Annotated in this window: 12 protein-coding genes; 7 read left to right on the forward strand and 5 right to left on the reverse strand. The window is 52.7% G+C overall.

Going from position 1 to position 18,009, the window contains the following annotated elements:
- Positions 1-269: 269 nt before the first annotated feature.
- The 5 genes from mnmE to rpmH form a co-directional block, all read right to left on the reverse strand.
- Positions 270-1,640 carry a tRNA uridine-5-carboxymethylaminomethyl(34) synthesis GTPase MnmE gene (mnmE, locus tag EC915_RS23955; RefSeq protein ID WP_133752955.1) on the reverse strand — a complete coding sequence of 457 codons (1,371 nt, stop codon included), beginning with the start codon at positions 1,638-1,640 and terminating at the stop codon, positions 270-272.
- Positions 1,641-1,719: 79 nt separating this feature from the next.
- Positions 1,720-3,399: a membrane protein insertase YidC gene (yidC, locus tag EC915_RS23960; protein WP_133752956.1), complete on the reverse strand. Its 1,680-nt coding sequence runs from the start codon at positions 3,397-3,399 to the stop codon at positions 1,720-1,722.
- Positions 3,400-3,401: 2 nt separating this feature from the next.
- A complete protein-coding gene (gene yidD, locus EC915_RS23965; RefSeq protein ID WP_133752957.1) occupies positions 3,402-3,647 on the reverse strand; it encodes a membrane protein insertion efficiency factor YidD in 246 nt (81 codons plus the stop codon).
- Entirely contained in the window at positions 3,640-4,041 is a 402-nt protein-coding gene (gene rnpA, locus EC915_RS23970) for a ribonuclease P protein component (RefSeq protein WP_133752958.1), read from the reverse strand. The genes yidD and rnpA overlap by 8 nt, the downstream gene beginning before the upstream one ends.
- A 16-nt stretch (positions 4,042-4,057) precedes the next feature.
- On the reverse strand, positions 4,058-4,192 hold the full coding sequence (gene rpmH, locus EC915_RS23975) for a 50S ribosomal protein L34 (protein ID WP_002551315.1): 135 nt from the start codon (positions 4,190-4,192) through the stop codon (positions 4,058-4,060).
- 585 nt (positions 4,193-4,777) lie between these two features.
- Here rpmH and dnaA point away from each other — a divergent pair.
- The 7 genes from dnaA to drmB all read left to right on the forward strand — a co-directional run bounded on the left by dnaA (position 4,778) and on the right by drmB (position 18,002).
- Positions 4,778-6,310: a chromosomal replication initiator protein DnaA gene (gene dnaA / locus EC915_RS23980; RefSeq protein ID WP_133752959.1), complete on the forward strand. Its 1,533-nt coding sequence runs from the start codon at positions 4,778-4,780 to the stop codon at positions 6,308-6,310.
- A 35-nt stretch (positions 6,311-6,345) separates the two neighbouring features.
- Positions 6,346-7,449, forward strand: a complete 1,104-nt coding sequence (gene dnaN / locus EC915_RS23985) for a DNA polymerase III subunit beta (RefSeq protein ID WP_133752960.1) — start codon at positions 6,346-6,348, stop codon at positions 7,447-7,449.
- Between the two features lie 14 nt (positions 7,450-7,463).
- On the forward strand, positions 7,464-8,567 hold the full coding sequence (gene recF / locus EC915_RS23990; protein ID WP_133752961.1) for a DNA replication/repair protein RecF: 1,104 nt from the start codon (positions 7,464-7,466) through the stop codon (positions 8,565-8,567).
- A 4-nt stretch (positions 8,568-8,571) separates the two neighbouring features.
- Positions 8,572-10,989: a DNA topoisomerase (ATP-hydrolyzing) subunit B gene (gene gyrB, locus EC915_RS23995; RefSeq protein WP_133752962.1), complete on the forward strand. Its 2,418-nt coding sequence runs from the start codon at positions 8,572-8,574 to the stop codon at positions 10,987-10,989.
- Positions 10,990-11,525: 536 nt separating this feature from the next.
- Entirely contained in the window at positions 11,526-12,776 is a 1,251-nt protein-coding gene (locus EC915_RS24000; protein WP_256658823.1) for a DNA cytosine methyltransferase, read from the forward strand.
- Positions 12,766-16,197, forward strand: a complete 3,432-nt coding sequence (drmA, locus tag EC915_RS24005; protein WP_218568098.1) for a DISARM system helicase DrmA — start codon at positions 12,766-12,768, stop codon at positions 16,195-16,197. The genes EC915_RS24000 and drmA overlap by 11 nt, the downstream gene beginning before the upstream one ends.
- 5 nt (positions 16,198-16,202) lie before the next feature.
- On the forward strand, positions 16,203-18,002 hold the full coding sequence (drmB, locus tag EC915_RS24010; protein WP_133752963.1) for a DUF1998 domain-containing protein: 1,800 nt from the start codon (positions 16,203-16,205) through the stop codon (positions 18,000-18,002).
- The last annotated feature ends 7 nt before the right edge of the window (positions 18,003-18,009 follow it).

The following is an 18,009-nucleotide window of genomic DNA, read 5'->3' on the forward strand; positions in this document are numbered from 1 at the left end:
GATGAGGGCTTGGGATAAACCCTTTAAGCCTGTGGATTAAAGAGGTACTTGTCCACAGGCGCAGTTATCCTCAGCTCAAAGCCTGACTTATCAACCGAGCTAAGGCGCAGTTATGCACAGGGCTTATGTGGCCGGTTCGGATGATTGCTCAGCAAATAACATGCGTGCGCAAGCCGCCCGCTGCCTTTTTGAGCCCAGTCGAATTTTAAGTGAGAGGTTTGAATAGGCAGATCGATGAGAATCGATCTGCCTAGGGAAGAGCAAAAGGGTTATTTGCCGATGCAGAAACTGGAAAAGATGCGTCCAAGCAAATCATCTGAGCTGAACGCTCCGGTGATTTCTCCCAGAAATTGCTGAGCAAGGCGCAGATCCTCAGCAAGGAGCTCGCCAGCGCCAGCCAAAGTCAGCTGTGAACGCCCGTGATCGAGCGAGGCGCTGGCCCGGTCAAGCGCTTCGAGATGGCGACGACGTGCGCTGAAGCTGCTTTCGGAGGTCTGTTGATAACCCATGCAGGCTTTCAGGTGTTCGCGAAGCAGTTCAAGACCCTCGCCGCCCGTCCTGGCACTTAGGTTGATGGTGACGTGGCCGTCTGCGCTCACCTGCAAACCGACGGGATCGCCGCTGATGTCGGTTTTATTACGAATCAAGGTGACGTGAGCAGGATCAGGTCGCTCTTCCAGAAACTCTGGCCACAGGGCAAACGGGTTAACCGCTTCCGGAGCCGTCGCGTCGACCACCAACAGAATGCGATCGGCCTCGGCAATGGCCTTGAGTGCTCGCTCGACGCCTATTTTCTCAACCTGGTCCTCGGTATCGCGCAGTCCTGCAGTGTCCACCACGTGAAGCGGCATGCCGTCTATGTGGATATGTTCACGCAATACGTCGCGTGTGGTACCCGCAATTTCTGTCACGATCGCTGCTTCTCTTCCCGCCAAAGCGTTGAGCAGGCTCGATTTACCAGCGTTGGGCCGTCCGGCAATAACCACCGTCATGCCGTCTCGAAGCAGCGCACCTTGGTTGGCTTCACGCTGAACTGTGGACAATTGTTCACGGACCTCATCGAGCATACGCAGAACATGGCCATCAGCAAGGAAGTCGATTTCCTCCTCGGGAAAGTCGATGGCCGCTTCTACATAAATCCGTAGCTTGATCAGTTGTTCCGTCAGGTTATGCACACGTAGTGAAAAGGCACCCTGCAATGAGCGCAAGGCATTACGCGCCGCTTGGGTAGAACTGGCTTCGATCAAATCAGCAATGGCCTCAGCTTGAGCCAGATCCAGTTTGTCGTTGAGGAAGGCACGTTCACTGAATTCGCCCGGCCTTGCCAGACGGCTACCGAGTTGTACACAGCGCTGCAGCAACATATCCAGCACAACCGGGCCGCCATGACCCTGAAGCTCCAGGACGTCTTCCCCGGTGAAGGAATTAGGACCTGGGAAGTACAGTGCAACACCCTGATCAATGACCTGATCATTGCCATCGCGGAAGGGGCCGTAATGAGCGTGTCGCGGTTGCGGCAGTTTGCCAAGTATCGCTTTGGCAGCGGTGGCAGCCAGCGGTCCGGAGATTCGCACAATGCCAACCCCGCCTCTTCCTTGGGCAGTAGCGATGGCGGCGATGGTTTCACGAGGGACGTTCATGGTCCGGCTCCTGAATAAACTGACGGATAGCAAAACGCCCCACGAGGGGGCGTTCTGAATTACTTATTCACAGGGTAGTTCAAGCTGCGGCTTTCTTGGCCTTGGCCTCGATGCTACGCGTGATATACCACTGCTGAGTGATGGACAGGGTGTTGTTCACAACCCAGTACAGCACCAGACCTGCCGGGAACCACAGGAAGAAGAAGGTGAAGATGATTGGCATCAGCTTCATGACCTTGGCTTGCATCGGATCCGGTGGAGTCGGGTTCAGACGCTGCTGAATAAACATGGTCGCGCCCATGATGATCGGCAGGATGAAGAAAGGATCCTTGATCGACAGGTCGGTTATCCACAATAGCCAAGGCGCCTGACGCATCTCTACGCTTTCCAGCAATACCCAATACAGCGAAAGAAACACGGGCATCTGGACAAGAATAGGCAGACATCCACCCAGCGGGTTGATCTTCTCTTTCTTGTACAACTCCATCATCGACTGCGAGAGTTTCTGACGGTCGTCCCCATGTTGTTCTTTCAGCGCAGCAAGTCGCGGCGCAACGGCACGCATACGCGCCATCGACTTATAGCTGGCTGCAGACAGAGGGAAGAACAGTGCTTTGATCAGCATGGTCAGGAAGATGATCGACCAACCCCAGTTACCCACAATGCTGTGGATATGTTGCAGCAACCAGAATATCGGCTGGGCAATGAACCAGAGAATGCCGTAATCCACAGTCAATTCCAGACCTGGGGACAACTCTTTCAGAACAGCCTGACTCTTGGGACCGGCGTAAAGCGTGGTCGTTGTTTCAGCCTTGGCGCCCGGTGCGACGGTGAGGGCCGGACCGGTGAAACCGATGATGTAGTTACCCGCGCTGTCCTTGCGGGTAGTCACGGTATTGCTGTCAGCGTTGTTCGGGATCCATGCGGTCACGAAATAATGCTGCAGCCAGGCTACCCAACCACCTTGAACCGTATCCTTGACCGAGCCTTTATCGATGTCCTTCATCGAGACCTTTTTGTAAGGCTCCGAAGGTGTCCACATTGCTGCGCCCAGGTAAGTCGCAGTACCGGTCGCCGTGGTCGACGAAGGATCGGCACTTGCGTCGCGCTTGAGCTGGGCAAACAGATTGCCGTTCCACGCTTGCATGCTCTGGTTGTCGATGAGGTAGCTGACAGTCAGGTCGTACAGCCCGCGTTTGAAGGTAAAACGCTTGATGTAGTTGACGCCGGCATCGCTGAATTTCAGGTCAACGACGAGGTCGTTCTGACCGTCGGTCAATTGGTAGCTTTTCTGAGCGGAGGCATACACCGGCCGACCCGTCGCGCGGGCATCGGGACCGTTTGCACCGGTCAGGCCGCTTTGTGCGAGAAAAGTACGCTCGCCACCGTTATCGAATAACTGGAACGCGATCTCGGGATGATCCTGACGGCGTGGATAAAGTGGCAAGCGAAGCTGCGCGACATCACCACCCACAGGGTCGATCTCCAGATCCAGTACGTCGGTCTTCACCTGGATCAGGTTTTTGCTGACCGCTACCGGCATGTCGGCAGGTGCAGCAACTTCACCCGTCGCACTTGGCACGTCCGCGTTGGCGGAAGTTGTGCCTTGAGGAGTGTCAGGGAGAGCGGATGTATTGGTGTTGGCGGCAACATTCTGAGTCGGCAGGGCAGCTTGACCATAGTCCTGGTTCCATTTCAGGACACCGACATAGGTCACGATTGCCAGGGCGACGATCAGGATCGTGCGTTTAATATCCATGATTACTCGGCCATCGAAGAGGAACGGGAGGTGGGAGCTGGTGGAACCGGGTCAAAACCACCGGGATTCCACGGATGACAGCGACCTAAGCGGCGTAAGGTCAACCAGCCACCGCGTACCAGGCCATGAATTTCAATGGCTTCGTACGCATAGCAGGAACAACTGGGGTAGAAACGACAATGACTGGCCATCAAGGGGCTGATGGCATAGCGGTAAAACTGGATCGGAACGAGTGCCAGTTTACGCATCAGGACTGTCTACCCCCGCAGTTTCGGTTTTGGCTTCTGTAGTTGACCGGCTGCGCGCCAGACGTTTCCAGAGCTTGCCGAAATGCTGAATCAATTCGGGGTTTTCAATGTCACCCAAGCCTTTTCGCGCGACGACCACGATATCCCATCCAATCAGGTTGTCCTGGTGGAGACGAAACGATTCGCGCATCAGGCGTTTCAAGCGATTGCGCTCGACGGAGAGCTTTACGCTCTTCTTACCAATCACCAGTCCCAAGCGGGCGTGATCCAGGTCGTTGTTGCGCACAAGGAGCAGAAGATTTTTCCCCGGAACCTTGCCGGCGGGGGAGTCAAAGACTGCCTTGAAATGTCGGGGTGTCAGCAAACGCTTTTCCCGACTGAAGTCCTGACTCACCACCTGTGCCGATTAATCAAACTGCCAGACGCTTACGGCCCTTGGCGCGACGACGCGACAGAACTGCACGGCCGTTTTTGGTAGCCATACGAGCACGGAAGCCGTGGGTGCGGGCGCGCTTGATGGTGCTCGGTTGGAAAGTACGTTTCATGGTGTGTTACCTGGTTCGTCCACAACGGGCCGGAATGACCCCGTTTTAAGAGAGCGGGGATTCTAGAGAAAGCAAGCTCGCAGGTCAATTTCCAACCAACGTTTCCTGCATTTACTTCTTATGCGGTTTTCACGAGCAAAGGCTCGAACCTTTTCGGGAGCGCTGGACCTTAGACATAAATATAAAGAAGGAAAGTATTTAAAGCTTTTCTGTAAAGCTTATAAAAGCTTAGGGACAGATATTCTGTGGATAACATCCTGTAAGCCTTATTTTACGTACTGTACAGAGAACCAAAAGTCTGTCGAAAAGCGGTGACGCTCCTGTGCTGCAACCTCGGAAAACCTGTGCGTAAAAGCGCTACTTATCCACAGTGTACTTACCCACAGGTTTCAACCCTGAGTTATGCAGTGACCTCACATGCGGTTATCCACAGAGCTTATGCACATGCCATTTGTCGGGTTTTATATCGATAAGATCTTGATTTTGGGGTCTGTGTTGGTGTGTCACATGTGGATAAGTCCGGTAGGGGTGGTTACAATGGGCGCATGTTTTGCCTCACCGGCTTTCGAAACTTAGGGGATATCCGTGTCAGTGGAACTTTGGCAGCAGTGCGTAGAGCTTTTGCGCGATGAACTGCCTGCCCAGCAATTCAACACCTGGATCCGTCCGCTACAGGTCGAAGCCGAAGGCGACGAGTTGCGTGTCTATGCGCCGAACAGGTTCGTGCTCGATTGGGTGAATGAAAAGTACTTGAGCCGGATGCTTGAATTATTGGGAGAGCATGGCCAGGGCATTGCCCCTGCGCTTTCCTTATTAATAGGTAGCAAGCGCAGTTCGGCCCCCCGTGCTGCGCCGAATGCGCCCTTGGCAGCTGCAGCGGCTGCCCAATCGAATCAGCAGGCCGTGGCGGCTCATACGCCTTTGCCTTCTGCCGCTTCAGAGCCTGCCTTGGCCCCGGCTCCCATCGTGCAAGCTTCGCTGAACGTCGATAATGAACCTTCGCGTGCGAGTTTCGACCCAATGGCGGGTGCGAGCTCCCAGCAGGCTCCAGCGCGTGCCGAGCAACGCAGTGTTCAGGTTGAAGGTGCGCTCAAGCACACCAGTTACCTGAACCGTACTTTCACGTTTGAGAATTTCGTCGAAGGTAAATCCAACCAGTTGGCCCGCGCCGCCGCATGGCAGGTCGCGGATAATCCGAAGCACGGTTACAACCCGCTCTTTCTCTATGGAGGAGTTGGCTTGGGTAAAACTCACTTGATGCATGCTGTGGGTAACCATCTGCTCAAGAAAAATCCGAATGCCAAGGTGGTGTATTTGCATTCCGAGCGATTCGTTGCAGATATGGTCAAGGCGCTGCAGCTAAACGCTATCAACGAGTTCAAGCGTTTTTATCGCTCGGTCGACGCGTTGCTGATCGACGATATTCAATTTTTCGCTCGCAAGGAGCGGTCGCAGGAAGAGTTTTTCCACACCTTTAACGCGTTGCTCGAAGGCGGTCAGCAGGTGATCTTGACCAGTGACCGCTATCCCAAGGAAATTGAAGGACTTGAAGAGCGGCTGAAGTCGCGTTTCGGTTGGGGTTTGACCGTTGCTGTCGAGCCGCCAGAGCTGGAAACTCGCGTGGCCATTCTCATGAAGAAAGCAGATCAGGCGAAGGTCGAACTTCCTCATGATGCTGCTTTTTTCATCGCCCAGCGTATTCGCTCAAACGTGCGGGAACTCGAAGGTGCGCTCAAGCGTGTGATTGCTCACTCGCACTTCATGGGGCGCGACATCACTATTGAGCTGATTCGAGAATCACTTAAGGATCTGCTTGCGCTACAGGACAAGCTGGTGAGTGTGGATAACATCCAGCGCACCGTCGCCGAGTACTACAAGATCAAGATCTCCGACCTTTTGTCGAAGCGTCGTTCGAGATCGGTCGCCCGTCCGCGACAGGTAGCGATGGCTCTGTCCAAGGAGTTAACCAACCACAGTCTGCCGGAAATTGGCGATGTGTTTGGCGGACGTGACCACACAACCGTGCTTCACGCGTGCCGCAAGATCAACGAACTTAAAGAATCCGATGCGGATATCCGCGAGGACTACAAGAACCTGCTGCGCACTTTGACTACGTAATGCCAGCGCAGCTTATCAAGGCAAGGGACTAGACCATGCATTTCACCATTCAACGCGAAGCCCTGTTGAAACCCCTGCAACTGGTCGCCGGCGTTGTTGAACGCCGCCAGACCTTGCCGGTTCTGTCTAACGTTTTGCTGGTCGTCCAGGGTCAGCAGCTGTCGTTGACCGGTACGGATCTGGAAGTTGAGCTGGTTGGTCGCGTGCAGTTGGAAGAGCCGGCCGAGCCGGGCGAGATCACCGTACCTGCGCGAAAGCTTATGGACATTTGCAAAAGTCTGCCGAACGATACGCTGATCGATATCAAGCTCGATGAGCAGAAACTGATTGTCAAGGCTGGCCGCAGCCGCTTCACGCTATCGACTCTGCCTGCCAATGATTTCCCTACGGTGGAAGAAGGTCCGGGCTCGCTCACCTTCAATTTGGTGCAGAGCAAGCTTCGCCGCTTGATTGAACGTACCAGTTTTGCAATGGCTCAGCAGGATGTCCGGTACTACCTCAATGGCATGCTCATTGAAGTTCAGTCGGGCATATTGCGCGCGGTTGCCACTGATGGGCACCGGTTGGCGATGTGTTCCATGGCCGCGGAAATCGAACAAGCTGATCGTCATCAGGTGATTGTTCCACGCAAGGGCATTCTTGAACTCGCGCGGTTGCTTACAGAACAGGATGGATTGGTGAGCATCGTGTTGGGCCAGCACCACATTCGTGCTACCACCGGTGAGTTCACGTTTACCTCCAAGTTGGTCGATGGCAAATTTCCGGACTACGAACGAGTTCTGCCCAAGGGCGGCGACAAGTTGGTGGTGGGTGATCGCCAGGCGCTGCGCGAAGCTTTCAGCCGCACAGCGATTCTGTCCAACGAAAAATACCGTGGCATCCGTCTGCAGCTGGCCAGTGGACAGCTGAAAATCCAGGCGAACAACCCCGAGCAGGAAGAGGCCGAGGAAGAGATCAGCGTCGATTACAACGGCGGCTCGCTGGAAATCGGCTTCAACGTAAGCTACCTGCTCGACGTTTTGGGGGTGATGACCACTGAACAGGTGCGTCTGATCCTTTCCGATTCCAATAGCAGCGCGTTGGTCCAGGAGTCGGGTAACGACGATTCGGCTTACGTTGTCATGCCGATGCGCCTGTAATCAGCAGCCAATAAATGTCTCTCAGTCGCTTCTCGGTCACCGGGGTGCGCAATCTTCACCCGGTGACCCTCTCTCCGTCTACCCGTATCAATATTCTCTATGGCGCCAATGGCAGTGGGAAAACCAGTGTCCTGGAAGCCATACATTTATTAGGTCTTGCGCGATCGTTTCGTAGCATTCGCCTTCAACCTGTCATTCAATACGAACAACCTGCATGCACGGTGTTTGGTCAAGTCGAACTTGCTGAAGGTGGCTCAAGTAATCTCGGAATTTCAAGAGATCGCCAAGGAAACTTTCAGATTCGCATCGACGGGCAAAACGCCAAAAGTGCTGCTCAACTGGCCGAAACGTTACCCTTACAACTGATCAATCCGGACAGCTTTCGCTTGCTCGAAGGTGCGCCGAAGATTCGTAGACAGTTTCTGGATTGGGGAGTGTTCCACGTGGAACCTCGCTTTATGTCTACTTGGCAGCGCTTGCAGAAGGCCTTGAGGCAGCGGAACTCGTGGCTTCGGCATGGTACACTTGACGACGCGTCACAGGCGGCCTGGGACAGGGAACTGTGCGTCGCCAGTGCCGAAATTGATGAGTTCCGCCGGACCTATATAAAGGCGTTGAAACCAGTCTTTGAGCAAACCTTAAGCGAGTTGGTGCAGCTCGAAGGTTTGACGCTGAGTTATTACCGCGGATGGGATAAAGAGAAAGACTTGAGCATCGTGCTCGCCTCGTCTCTTCACCGTGATCAGCAGATGGGTCATACGCAAGCGGGCCCCCAAAGAGCTGACCTGCGCCTGAGACTCGGCGGTCACAATGCTGCAGATATCCTTTCACGCGGACAGCAAAAGCTTGTGGTCTGCGCATTGCGTATTGCCCAAGGGCATCTTGTAAGCCAGGCCCGTCGCGGCCAATGTATTTATCTCGTCGATGATCTCCCGTCGGAGCTCGACGAGCATCACCGCAGCGCACTTTGTCGCTTGCTGGAAGAATTACACTGCCAGGTATTTATCACCTGTGTAGATCATGAATTGTTGCGGGAAGGCTGGCAGACGGAAACGCCAGTTGTTTTGTTCCACGTGGAACACGGCAGTATCACCCAGACCCACGACCATCGGGAGTGAATGCATGAGCGAAAATCAAACGTACGACTCTTCCAGCATTAAAGTGCTGAAAGGGCTAGATGCCGTACGCAAGCGTCCCGGTATGTACATCGGCGATACAGACGATGGCAGCGGTCTTCACCACATGGTATTTGAGGTAGTCGATAACTCTATCGATGAAGCATTGGCTGGCCATTGCGACGATATCAGCATCATCATCCATCCGGACGAATCCATCACCGTGCGCGACAACGGGCGCGGCATTCCGGTGGACGTGCATAAAGAGGAAGGCGTCTCTGCAGCCGAAGTCATCATGACCGTTCTGCACGCCGGCGGTAAATTCGATGACAACTCCTACAAAGTCTCCGGCGGTCTGCACGGTGTAGGTGTGTCGGTTGTGAACGCGCTCTCGGAAGAACTGAACCTGACCGTTCGCCGCAGCGGCAAGATCTGGGAACAAACATACATTCACGGCGTACCCCAAGAGCCGATGAAGATCGTTGGCGACAGCGATAGCACGGGTACCGAGATCCATTTCAAGCCATCGGCCGACACCTTCAAGAACATCCATTTCAGTTGGGACATCCTGGCCAAACGGATTCGCGAACTGTCCTTCCTTAACTCTGGCGTTGGGATAGTCCTCAAGGACGAGCGCAGTGGCAAGGAAGAGTTGTTCAAGTACGAAGGCGGCCTGCGTGCATTTGTTGAGTACCTGAACACTAACAAGACACCGGTTAACCAGATTTTCCACTTCAACATCCAGCGTGATGATGGCGTTGGCGTGGAGATCGCTCTGCAATGGAATGACAGTTTCAACGAGAACCTGTTGTGCTTTACCAACAACATTCCACAGCGCGATGGCGGTACTCACTTGGTGGGTTTCCGTTCCGCGCTGACGCGTAACCTGAACAACTATATCGAGCAGGAAGGTCTGGCGAAGAAGCACAAAGTCGCGACCACCGGTGACGATGCTCGCGAAGGTTTAACTGCGATCATCTCGGTGAAAGTACCAGATCCGAAGTTCAGCTCGCAGACCAAGGACAAGCTGGTTTCGTCTGAAGTGAAGACTGCAGTCGAACAAGAGATGGGCAAGCACTTTTCCGACTTCCTGTTGGAAAACCCCAACGAAGCCAAAGCCGTTGTCGGCAAAATGATCGATGCCGCACGTGCACGTGAAGCTGCTCGAAAAGCGCGCGAAATGACGCGTCGTAAAGGTGCGCTGGATATCGCCGGATTGCCGGGCAAATTGGCTGACTGCCAGGAAAAGGACCCTGCTCTCTCCGAACTGTATCTGGTGGAAGGTGACTCTGCTGGCGGTTCAGCCAAGCAGGGTCGCAACCGTAAGACTCAAGCCATCCTGCCACTTAAGGGCAAGATCCTGAACGTAGAAAAAGCCCGCTTCGACAAGATGATTTCGTCGCAGGAAGTTGGTACGTTGATTACGGCGTTGGGTTGCGGTATCGGGCGCGATGAGTACAACATCAATAAGCTGCGCTACCACAACATCATCATCATGACCGATGCTGACGTCGATGGTTCGCACATCCGCACCCTGCTGTTGACCTTCTTCTTCCGGCAGCTGCCGGAACTGGTCGAGCGTGGCTACATCTACATCGCGCAGCCGCCGCTGTACAAGGTCAAGAAAGGCAAGCAGGAGCAGTACATCAAAGACGACGACGCCATGGAAGAGTACATGACGCAGTCGGCCCTGGAAGATGCGAGCCTGCACCTGAACGAATCGGCCCCGGGTATTTCCGGAGCAGCATTGGAAAAACTGGTCAACGATTTCCGCATGGTCATGAAGACCCTCAAGCGTCTGTCGCGCCTGTATCCACAGGAGTTGACCGAGCATTTCGTGTACCTGCCGCCAGTGTCCATGGATCAGCTTTCGGATCACGGCGCCATGCAGGAATGGCTGGCCAAGTTTGATGAGCGTCTGCGTGTCGGCGAGAAGTCAGGCCTGGTTTACAAAGCCAGCCTGCGCGAGGATCGGGAGCGTAATGTCTGGCTGCCGGAGGTCGAGTTGATCTCTCACGGCCTGTCCAACTATGTCACCTTCAATCGCGACTTCTTCGGCAGTAACGATTACAAAACCGTGACGGCTCTGGGTCTGCAGATCAGCACCCTTCTTGAAGAAGGCGCCTACGTGCAACGTGGCGAGCGTAAGAAGCCTGTCACCGCGTTCAAGGACGCCCTCGCCTGGCTGATGGCCGAAAGCACCAAGCGTCATACCATCCAGCGATACAAAGGACTTGGCGAGATGAACCCGGATCAACTGTGGGAAACCACGATGGACCCTACCGTTCGGCGTATGCTGAAGGTCACCATCGAAGACGCGATTGCTGCCGATCAAATCTTCAATACGTTGATGGGCGATGCCGTTGAACCGCGTCGCGACTTCATTGAGGCCAACGCGCTGGCGGTATCCAACCTGGACTTCTAAACATTTGTCGATGGGCACATTAAGTGTCGCGAGTGGGCGGGTTATTGTCGCTCTCTAATGAAACCCCCCCGGCCTCGTGCCGGGGTTTTTCTATGTATTGATCTATAAATATGGCCCAATGATCGTCATTCCCTCGAATGGAAAGACCAGGGTCATCCGGCCCAGGGCGAGCATGCTTAAGGTCGAGCAGATGGTGAGTTGCCAAGCCTCAGTGGGAAGATATGCGTCAGGACTTTCGTTCAAAGGGTTGGCTCAGCAACAGACGACTCGGAAATACCGCGATCCAGACACATTGGTAAATGCTTCGGAAAATGTACAAAGTCACTCGAGGGTAGTACCAGAAGCTGCTGGGCTCTAGAAGCACCGGGCCACACCTTCGCTTGGATTGCAGCGATGCTTCTCGTAGCTTCTGTAATTTGATAGGCGCGGCTTGTTAGGTTTACCGCACAGCGTAATCGGTAGCTCTTTCTCGCACCCATATCTATCAGTTTCTGTGGGGGGCGAGTTGCTCGAATACAAAAAAGTGAGAATAAGGTGTGAGTAGCAAACCAACGAAAACAATGATTTCTCTCTTCAGTGGAGCAGGTGGGCTGGATCTTGGATTGAGCGCGGCCGGATTTACCAACAAATTATGTGTGGAAATCGACGAAATTGCTCAACAGACGCTTACCTTAAATCATCCAAAATGGAAAATAGCTTGTCCTGGCGATATCCACGCATTAACACCTAGCGAATTGCTAAAACAAGCAAATCTTAAGCCTAGAGAACTCACCCTCCTCGCTGGCGGGCCGCCATGCCAACCTTTCTCTAAGTCCGGATATTGGGCAACAGGGGATACAAATCGTCTGATGGATCCACGAGCTAGAACGTTAAAAGCTTATTTAGATATCGTCCGTGAAGCTCAACCGAAAGTTATTTTGCTTGAAAATGTCAAAGGCATAGCCTTCTCAGAGAAGGATGAAGGTTTACAGCTTTTGATAAATGAACTAAACAATATCAATAGAGCAAAAAAAACCAACTACAAACCTCATGTAATTACAGTGAATGCCGCTGATTATGGAGTACCTCAATCAAGAGAACGTGTATTCATTCTTGCTAGTAGGGATGGTATGCACTTCAATACTCCAGCGCCCACACATTTCGATCCTGAAAAATCTCAGGGTAAAGGCTTGCCCTATTTAACATCATGGGATGCGATTGGCGACCTGGACGTTGATATTTGGACTGATGATGTTAAACCTTCAGGAAAATGGGCTGATCTACTGCCAACAATACCCGAAGGGCAAAACTACCTGTGGCACACAGAAAAGATGGGGGGACTACCGCTGTTTGGTTGGCGAACACGGTTTTGGTCGTTTCTTCTAAAGCTAGCCAAAGATAAGCCAAGCTGGACGATTCAGGCTCAGCCTGGCCCTGCAACAGGCCCTTTTCACTGGCAAGGAAGATTGCTGTCGGTTCGTGAACTCGCCCGAATCCAAACCTTCCCAGATGACTACATGTTTGCAGGAGATCGACGTGCTGCTCACATCCAGATCGGCAATGCGGTCCCTCCGGCGATTGGGGAGCTTTTTGGATTGGAAATACGGAGTCAACTTCTTGGGGAGCGAGTTCGTAGAAAGCTAAAGCTCATTCCTGAAAAAAGGACTGACTGTCCATCACCGGAAAAGCCAAAATCGGTACCGAAAAAGTATTTGTCATTAAGTGGCGCTCACGATGCCCACCCCGGAACAGGGAAAGGTCCTGGAGCACAAAAACGCGAACAGAAGGAACACGTCCATGCCAGATAGCAGCAAACGAGAGTCACGCTCACGAATTCTCAAAGCGCTTGAGCGTGAGTTAATGGGCCCCTCTTCTACGGATGAGGTAATCACTGAATTTCCAACCACTCGTTATGTTGTTGGACGGCTGGCACCTTTGAAGTCAGAGATTCCAGAACTGGAGCACGACCAGATTGCTGCCGGGAACGATGATGATGAAGGCGGTGAATACGAGCCTCAACCACCGCTCATTGGGGGCTTTAGCCCTTCCTCCATGGGGCTCTCATTCCTCATATCCCAAGATACTCAAACAATGAATGCCAGAGCTTCGTGGGGCGACTACAGACGCGAAAAGGATGAGTCCAAAGGTGGAACCTATTGGAAGCGTTACCAGAGGTCAGTTTCAGTAGAGACTATCCCTGTTGACACAATCGGCAAACTCAAGCCAATCGCCCTATCTAAGTCCATTGCTCCAGCCTCTATAATCATTACACCGGAAGGTTTCCGAGGGCCTGGGGAGAATGGCGATGGAGACGCTCATGTATTCCTCGAAGGAGTCGTCCACCATATCGATGGGGCCAAAGCAATTAGTCTGTTCCTAGTTAACAGGCGACCAAAAGGTGACGATTCCGATAGGGCAAAAGATCAGCAATGGTTGATGCAGCCTAAACTAGAACTGTTTTCAGCTGAAAAAACCCCCATATTTGTAGCTAAGGATTTTGATAGGGAAATTTCACAAGATCCAGAAATTACTACGGCCAACATGCTCTATCGGGATGCGAAAGAATTTGCAACTGGCCATGGAGTAGCCGCTGGCTGGGACGGGGTGAACGCTACGCGTGATCGTGCCAGCGTCCTGTTTACCGATTTTATCCCCAACTCCGAAGTGCCAAGCTTAATCGCTCAAAGTGGAGATATTCCCGATCTGAATCTGGATATGTGGCAACTGAGCAGGTGCAGCTCCCCTACAGACGTATTCAACGCTATCGAACCGCTGCTCTCAGCGTATGACCAATGGATTAAAGATAGAAAACAAGACGCAAAAAACGCGCCCTTTGTTTCCACATCAGAGAACCGGGATACAGCAAAAGTTCTCATAGAAGCGTGCGAAGACGCTGCTCGAAGAATGCGCGAAGGTTTAGAACTCATCAAAAATGAATCGAAGGCCTTTGAAGCATTTTTGTTTGCCAACTACGTTATGTGGGATCAGCGCATTCACGCCATTTGGGCAGGCAGAAATCGAGACAAAGGGCAAATTGTCGGAGCGCCTACTGACTTTGATATGCCAAACAACCGTACGTGGCGACCATTTCAAATGGGCTTTATTTTGCTCAATATTGCGAGCATGGTGAATAAGCCTAAAACGGGTGAAAAGATTGCATCAGATCGAAAACTTGTTGATTTGCTGTGGTTCCCAACAGGTGGCGGTAAAACGGAAGCCTATCTCGGCTTAGCAGCGTTCACATTGGCGTATCGACGTTTACGCGGCGACGTAAATGGTCTTGATTCTAGCGCCGGTGTAACCATTATCATGCGTTACACACTGCGTCTGCTGACGGTGCAGCAATTTCAACGTGCGACCGCGTTGATCTGCGCCTGTGAGTTGGTACGCAAAAGTGACCCTGGTAAGTGGGGCTACGAACCCTTCAAAATTGGCCTATGGGTCGGGAAAGCTACCACGCCCAATGACGCCAAAGCATCTGGCAAGGCGCTGGAAGATTTGGAAGAAGGCAAGAAACCACGGGACGGTAGTCCAGTACAGTTAGTTTCATGCCCCCGTTGCGGCACCTCATTGGTAACCCCACAAGGCAAGCCAGAAAACCAAACTTACGATTTCGATAACGCCAGGTTAAGAACGCTCGTTCGCTGCCCCAATCCAAAATGTGAATTTTGTGCCCGCCGTTCTAACGACCAAGGTCTACCGGTAGTAGTGGTCGATGATGAAATTTATCGCGAATGTCCATCATTGGTTATCGCCACGGTGGACAAATTTGCCCGCATGCCATTCAAGGGTGAAACGCAGGCACTGTTCGGATTGCGAGATAGATACAGCCCAACCTACGGGCACCTGACGCCTGCTCACGGCGAAAAACCCAATCAACGAGTGGTAAAAGACGATCAACCGGCACGCCGATTAGTGCCGCCAGAATTGATCATTCAGGACGAACTACATCTGATTTCTGGCCCACTCGGTACCATGGTCGGCCTATATGAAACAGCCGTTGATTTTTTAACCCGCATTGAAACCGAAACAGGGGTCTCAGTTCCGGCAAAGATCATTGCTTCCACTGCCACAATACGCCGCGCTCGCGAGCAAATTCGCCAACTCTATAACCGCGATCTGGCTATCTTCCCGGCGAGTGGTTTGTCATCCAAAGATTCCTTCTTTGCCAAAGAGCAGGAAATCAAAGAGGACGACGATAAGACTGCCGGTCGATTGTATGTGGGCTTGAACGCGCCAGGCTCCAGCACCAAAACCTTGCTCGTTCGCGTATATGCAGCGCTGCTGGCGGCCGGTGAGGCGGAAATCACCCGTGACCATGAAGCGGCAGATCCCTACGCAACGGTTGTAGGCTATTTTAATAGCCTTCGCGCACTAGGTGGTGCACGCCGGCTGGTTGAAGACGACATAAAAAAACGTCTTCGTTATTTAGCTCAACAAAGAGGTTTTCCTCAGCGTTATATCAATGACCCAGACGAGTTGACCAGTCGACTCGATTCCTGGCGAATTCCCGGCTTGTTAAAAAGGCTTGATAACAAATTCCCGCGCGAAAAAGACAAGCAGTACCCCGTCGATGTCCTGCTAGCCACCAACATGATTTCCGTAGGCGTGGATATCGATCGACTGGGCTTGATGGTTGTTACGGGCCAACCTAAAAGTACCTCCGAATATATCCAAGCTACCAGTCGGGTGGGCCGAAAGCATCCTGGTTTGGTGATCACCATGTACAACTGGCTTGGTACGCGTGATCTTTCTCACTACGAACATTTCCGAGCTTACCATGCGGCGCTTTATCGATACGTTGAGGCCATCAGCGTCACACCTTTTTCGTCACGAGCTTTGGATAGAGGCTTACTTGGTGCCTTTGCTGCCATGCAGCGCCTGGGTGGGCAAAACATGGCTCGTGAAGTTCAAGCCCAAAATTTTGATCCGGCTTTGCCCAGCACAGATCTGATGATCACAAATATCACCCTGCGCGCGGCAGATCTGGTGGGTAAGAAAAACGCCAAACTGGTAAATGATCGACTGATGTCGAGCCGCGATGATTGGGCGCACTACGCCGATGATCTTTTGCGCTATTCCTGGCTGAAAAGTGGTGAACGCCCCCCAAATAACTCCCGCGTATTACTTAAAACATCGGGGACGGATAACGAAGGCCAATGGACAACGCCAGGATCGTTGCGCGAAGTTGAACCCACCGCAGCATTTTATCTTAGTGACGAGGAGTAACACGAATGTCGAGCAAAAGAGCTATCGGAGACGTTCGTCCGAGTCAGGTGATTACCACTTTTGGTCCTGGTGCCATTGTGGACTTGCAAACTCTGTCGGTTATCGTCGCCGGCATTGACGGCTGGCATTTGGATGAAGAACTAGTAATTCACGAGCCGCGCTTGCAGCGAGCCCTGAAAGTAAAGCGCTTTTTTTCCGCAGAGCCGACCAGCGGCAACTATTTTACAAAACGCGGAACCGTACCAACCTTTCTGTTTCCTCGCTATCAGGTTTGCACTCATCCTGAATGCGCAAGCCTTTCCGAACCTGGCGAAGAACTGGTTGAATACAACGAAAAAACGCAGGAAATGGAATGCAAGGCACCGAATTGCAAGGGCCGTGGTAAGTACCGGGCTCCCACCACTCCAGCGCCGTTTGTAGTTGCCTGTCCGAGCGGTCATATTGATGACTTTCCTTGGCGTGCGTATGTGCACCGGGACGCCGATAACAACTGTAAGAAGCGCATGCGCTTGGTGTATTCCGGCACCACAGGGTCGGTGTCTGATATCTGGGTCTATTGTGCCTGCGATGCCAAGCGCAGCGTCAGTGATGCCTTTGGTGAAAATCGCAGCCTCGCCTTGGGCGAATGTAGCCGCAAGCGTCCTTGGTTGGGTATCAAAAATAAAGACCCTCATGAGTGTAAACACGCAGGCCAATTGCGTGCCATTCAACGTGGCGCCACTAACGGCTGGTTCCCCTTGGTGCGCAGTGCCTTGTCCATTAAAGAAGCCGCTACCCCCATAGGACAGGCTCTAAAAAAATGCCCACAACATCAAGTGGAAAAAATCGACTCCAAAGAAAAGCTGAAAACGCTTCTCGATATGGAAATGTTCCCTACTTTGTCAGAGTTCAAGGTAGAAGATATTTGGCTGACCTTACTGAAAGAGCGGGGCGAAATCGAAACCGATGAAATCGATTTACGCCTACCGGAATGGAATGCGTTTAGAGATATCGAAGGCAGCAACCAAGGCGATCAATCCGATTTTTTCTTAGAGGCGGGAGAGGTTCCCGATCTGCAAAGCAATAAAATCGATCGAATAGTGCTTGCTAGAAAATTATTAGAAGTCCGGGCGCTCACCAGTTTTACGCGCATCGACTATGCCTCAGGTATGGATGACGACGGTATGGGCGCCTCTCGTGCGCCAATTTACAAGGAGCGGCAGGATTGGCTTCCTGCCGTCGAGGTGCGAGGCGAAGGCATTTTTATCGAATTAAAAGAAGATGCCCTGGCAAATTGGGAGGCTATACCTGCGGTAAAAAAACGGGCGGCCGCCATTGAGCAAAAATACCGAGAGTGGGCGGCCGAACGTGGTGTTGATGCGGATGATTTCCCCGGTGCGCGATATATTCTGCTGCACAGTCTGGCTCACGTATTAATGCGGCAGCTTGCTTTGGATTGTGGTTACTCCGAATCCGCAGTTCGAGAGCGTATTTACAGCAGCACCGATCCTGAACGCAGAATGGCGGGTATCTTGTTGTACACCGCTAGTGCCGATTCCGAAGGCAGTCTGGGTGGTTTGGTGGATCTAGGCAGTAAGGAGCGCTTTCCCAATTTGATTCACAGCGCCTTAGAAAACGCCAAGCGCTGCTCGTCGGACCCCCTTTGCGCAGATCACCAACCGGATGTGCATGCCACCATAAACGGTGCAGCCTGCCACGCTTGTGTCTTAGCTCCGGAAACCTCTTGCGAAGCCTTTAACCGATTTCTGGATCGCAGCTTCCTGGTGCCTACCATGGCATATAGCGATATGGCTTATTTCAAATAAGGAAAGG

This window comes from Pseudomonas sp. LP_7_YM, from assembly GCF_004364435.1.
Taxonomy (GTDB): Bacteria; Pseudomonadota; Gammaproteobacteria; order Pseudomonadales; family Pseudomonadaceae; genus Aquipseudomonas.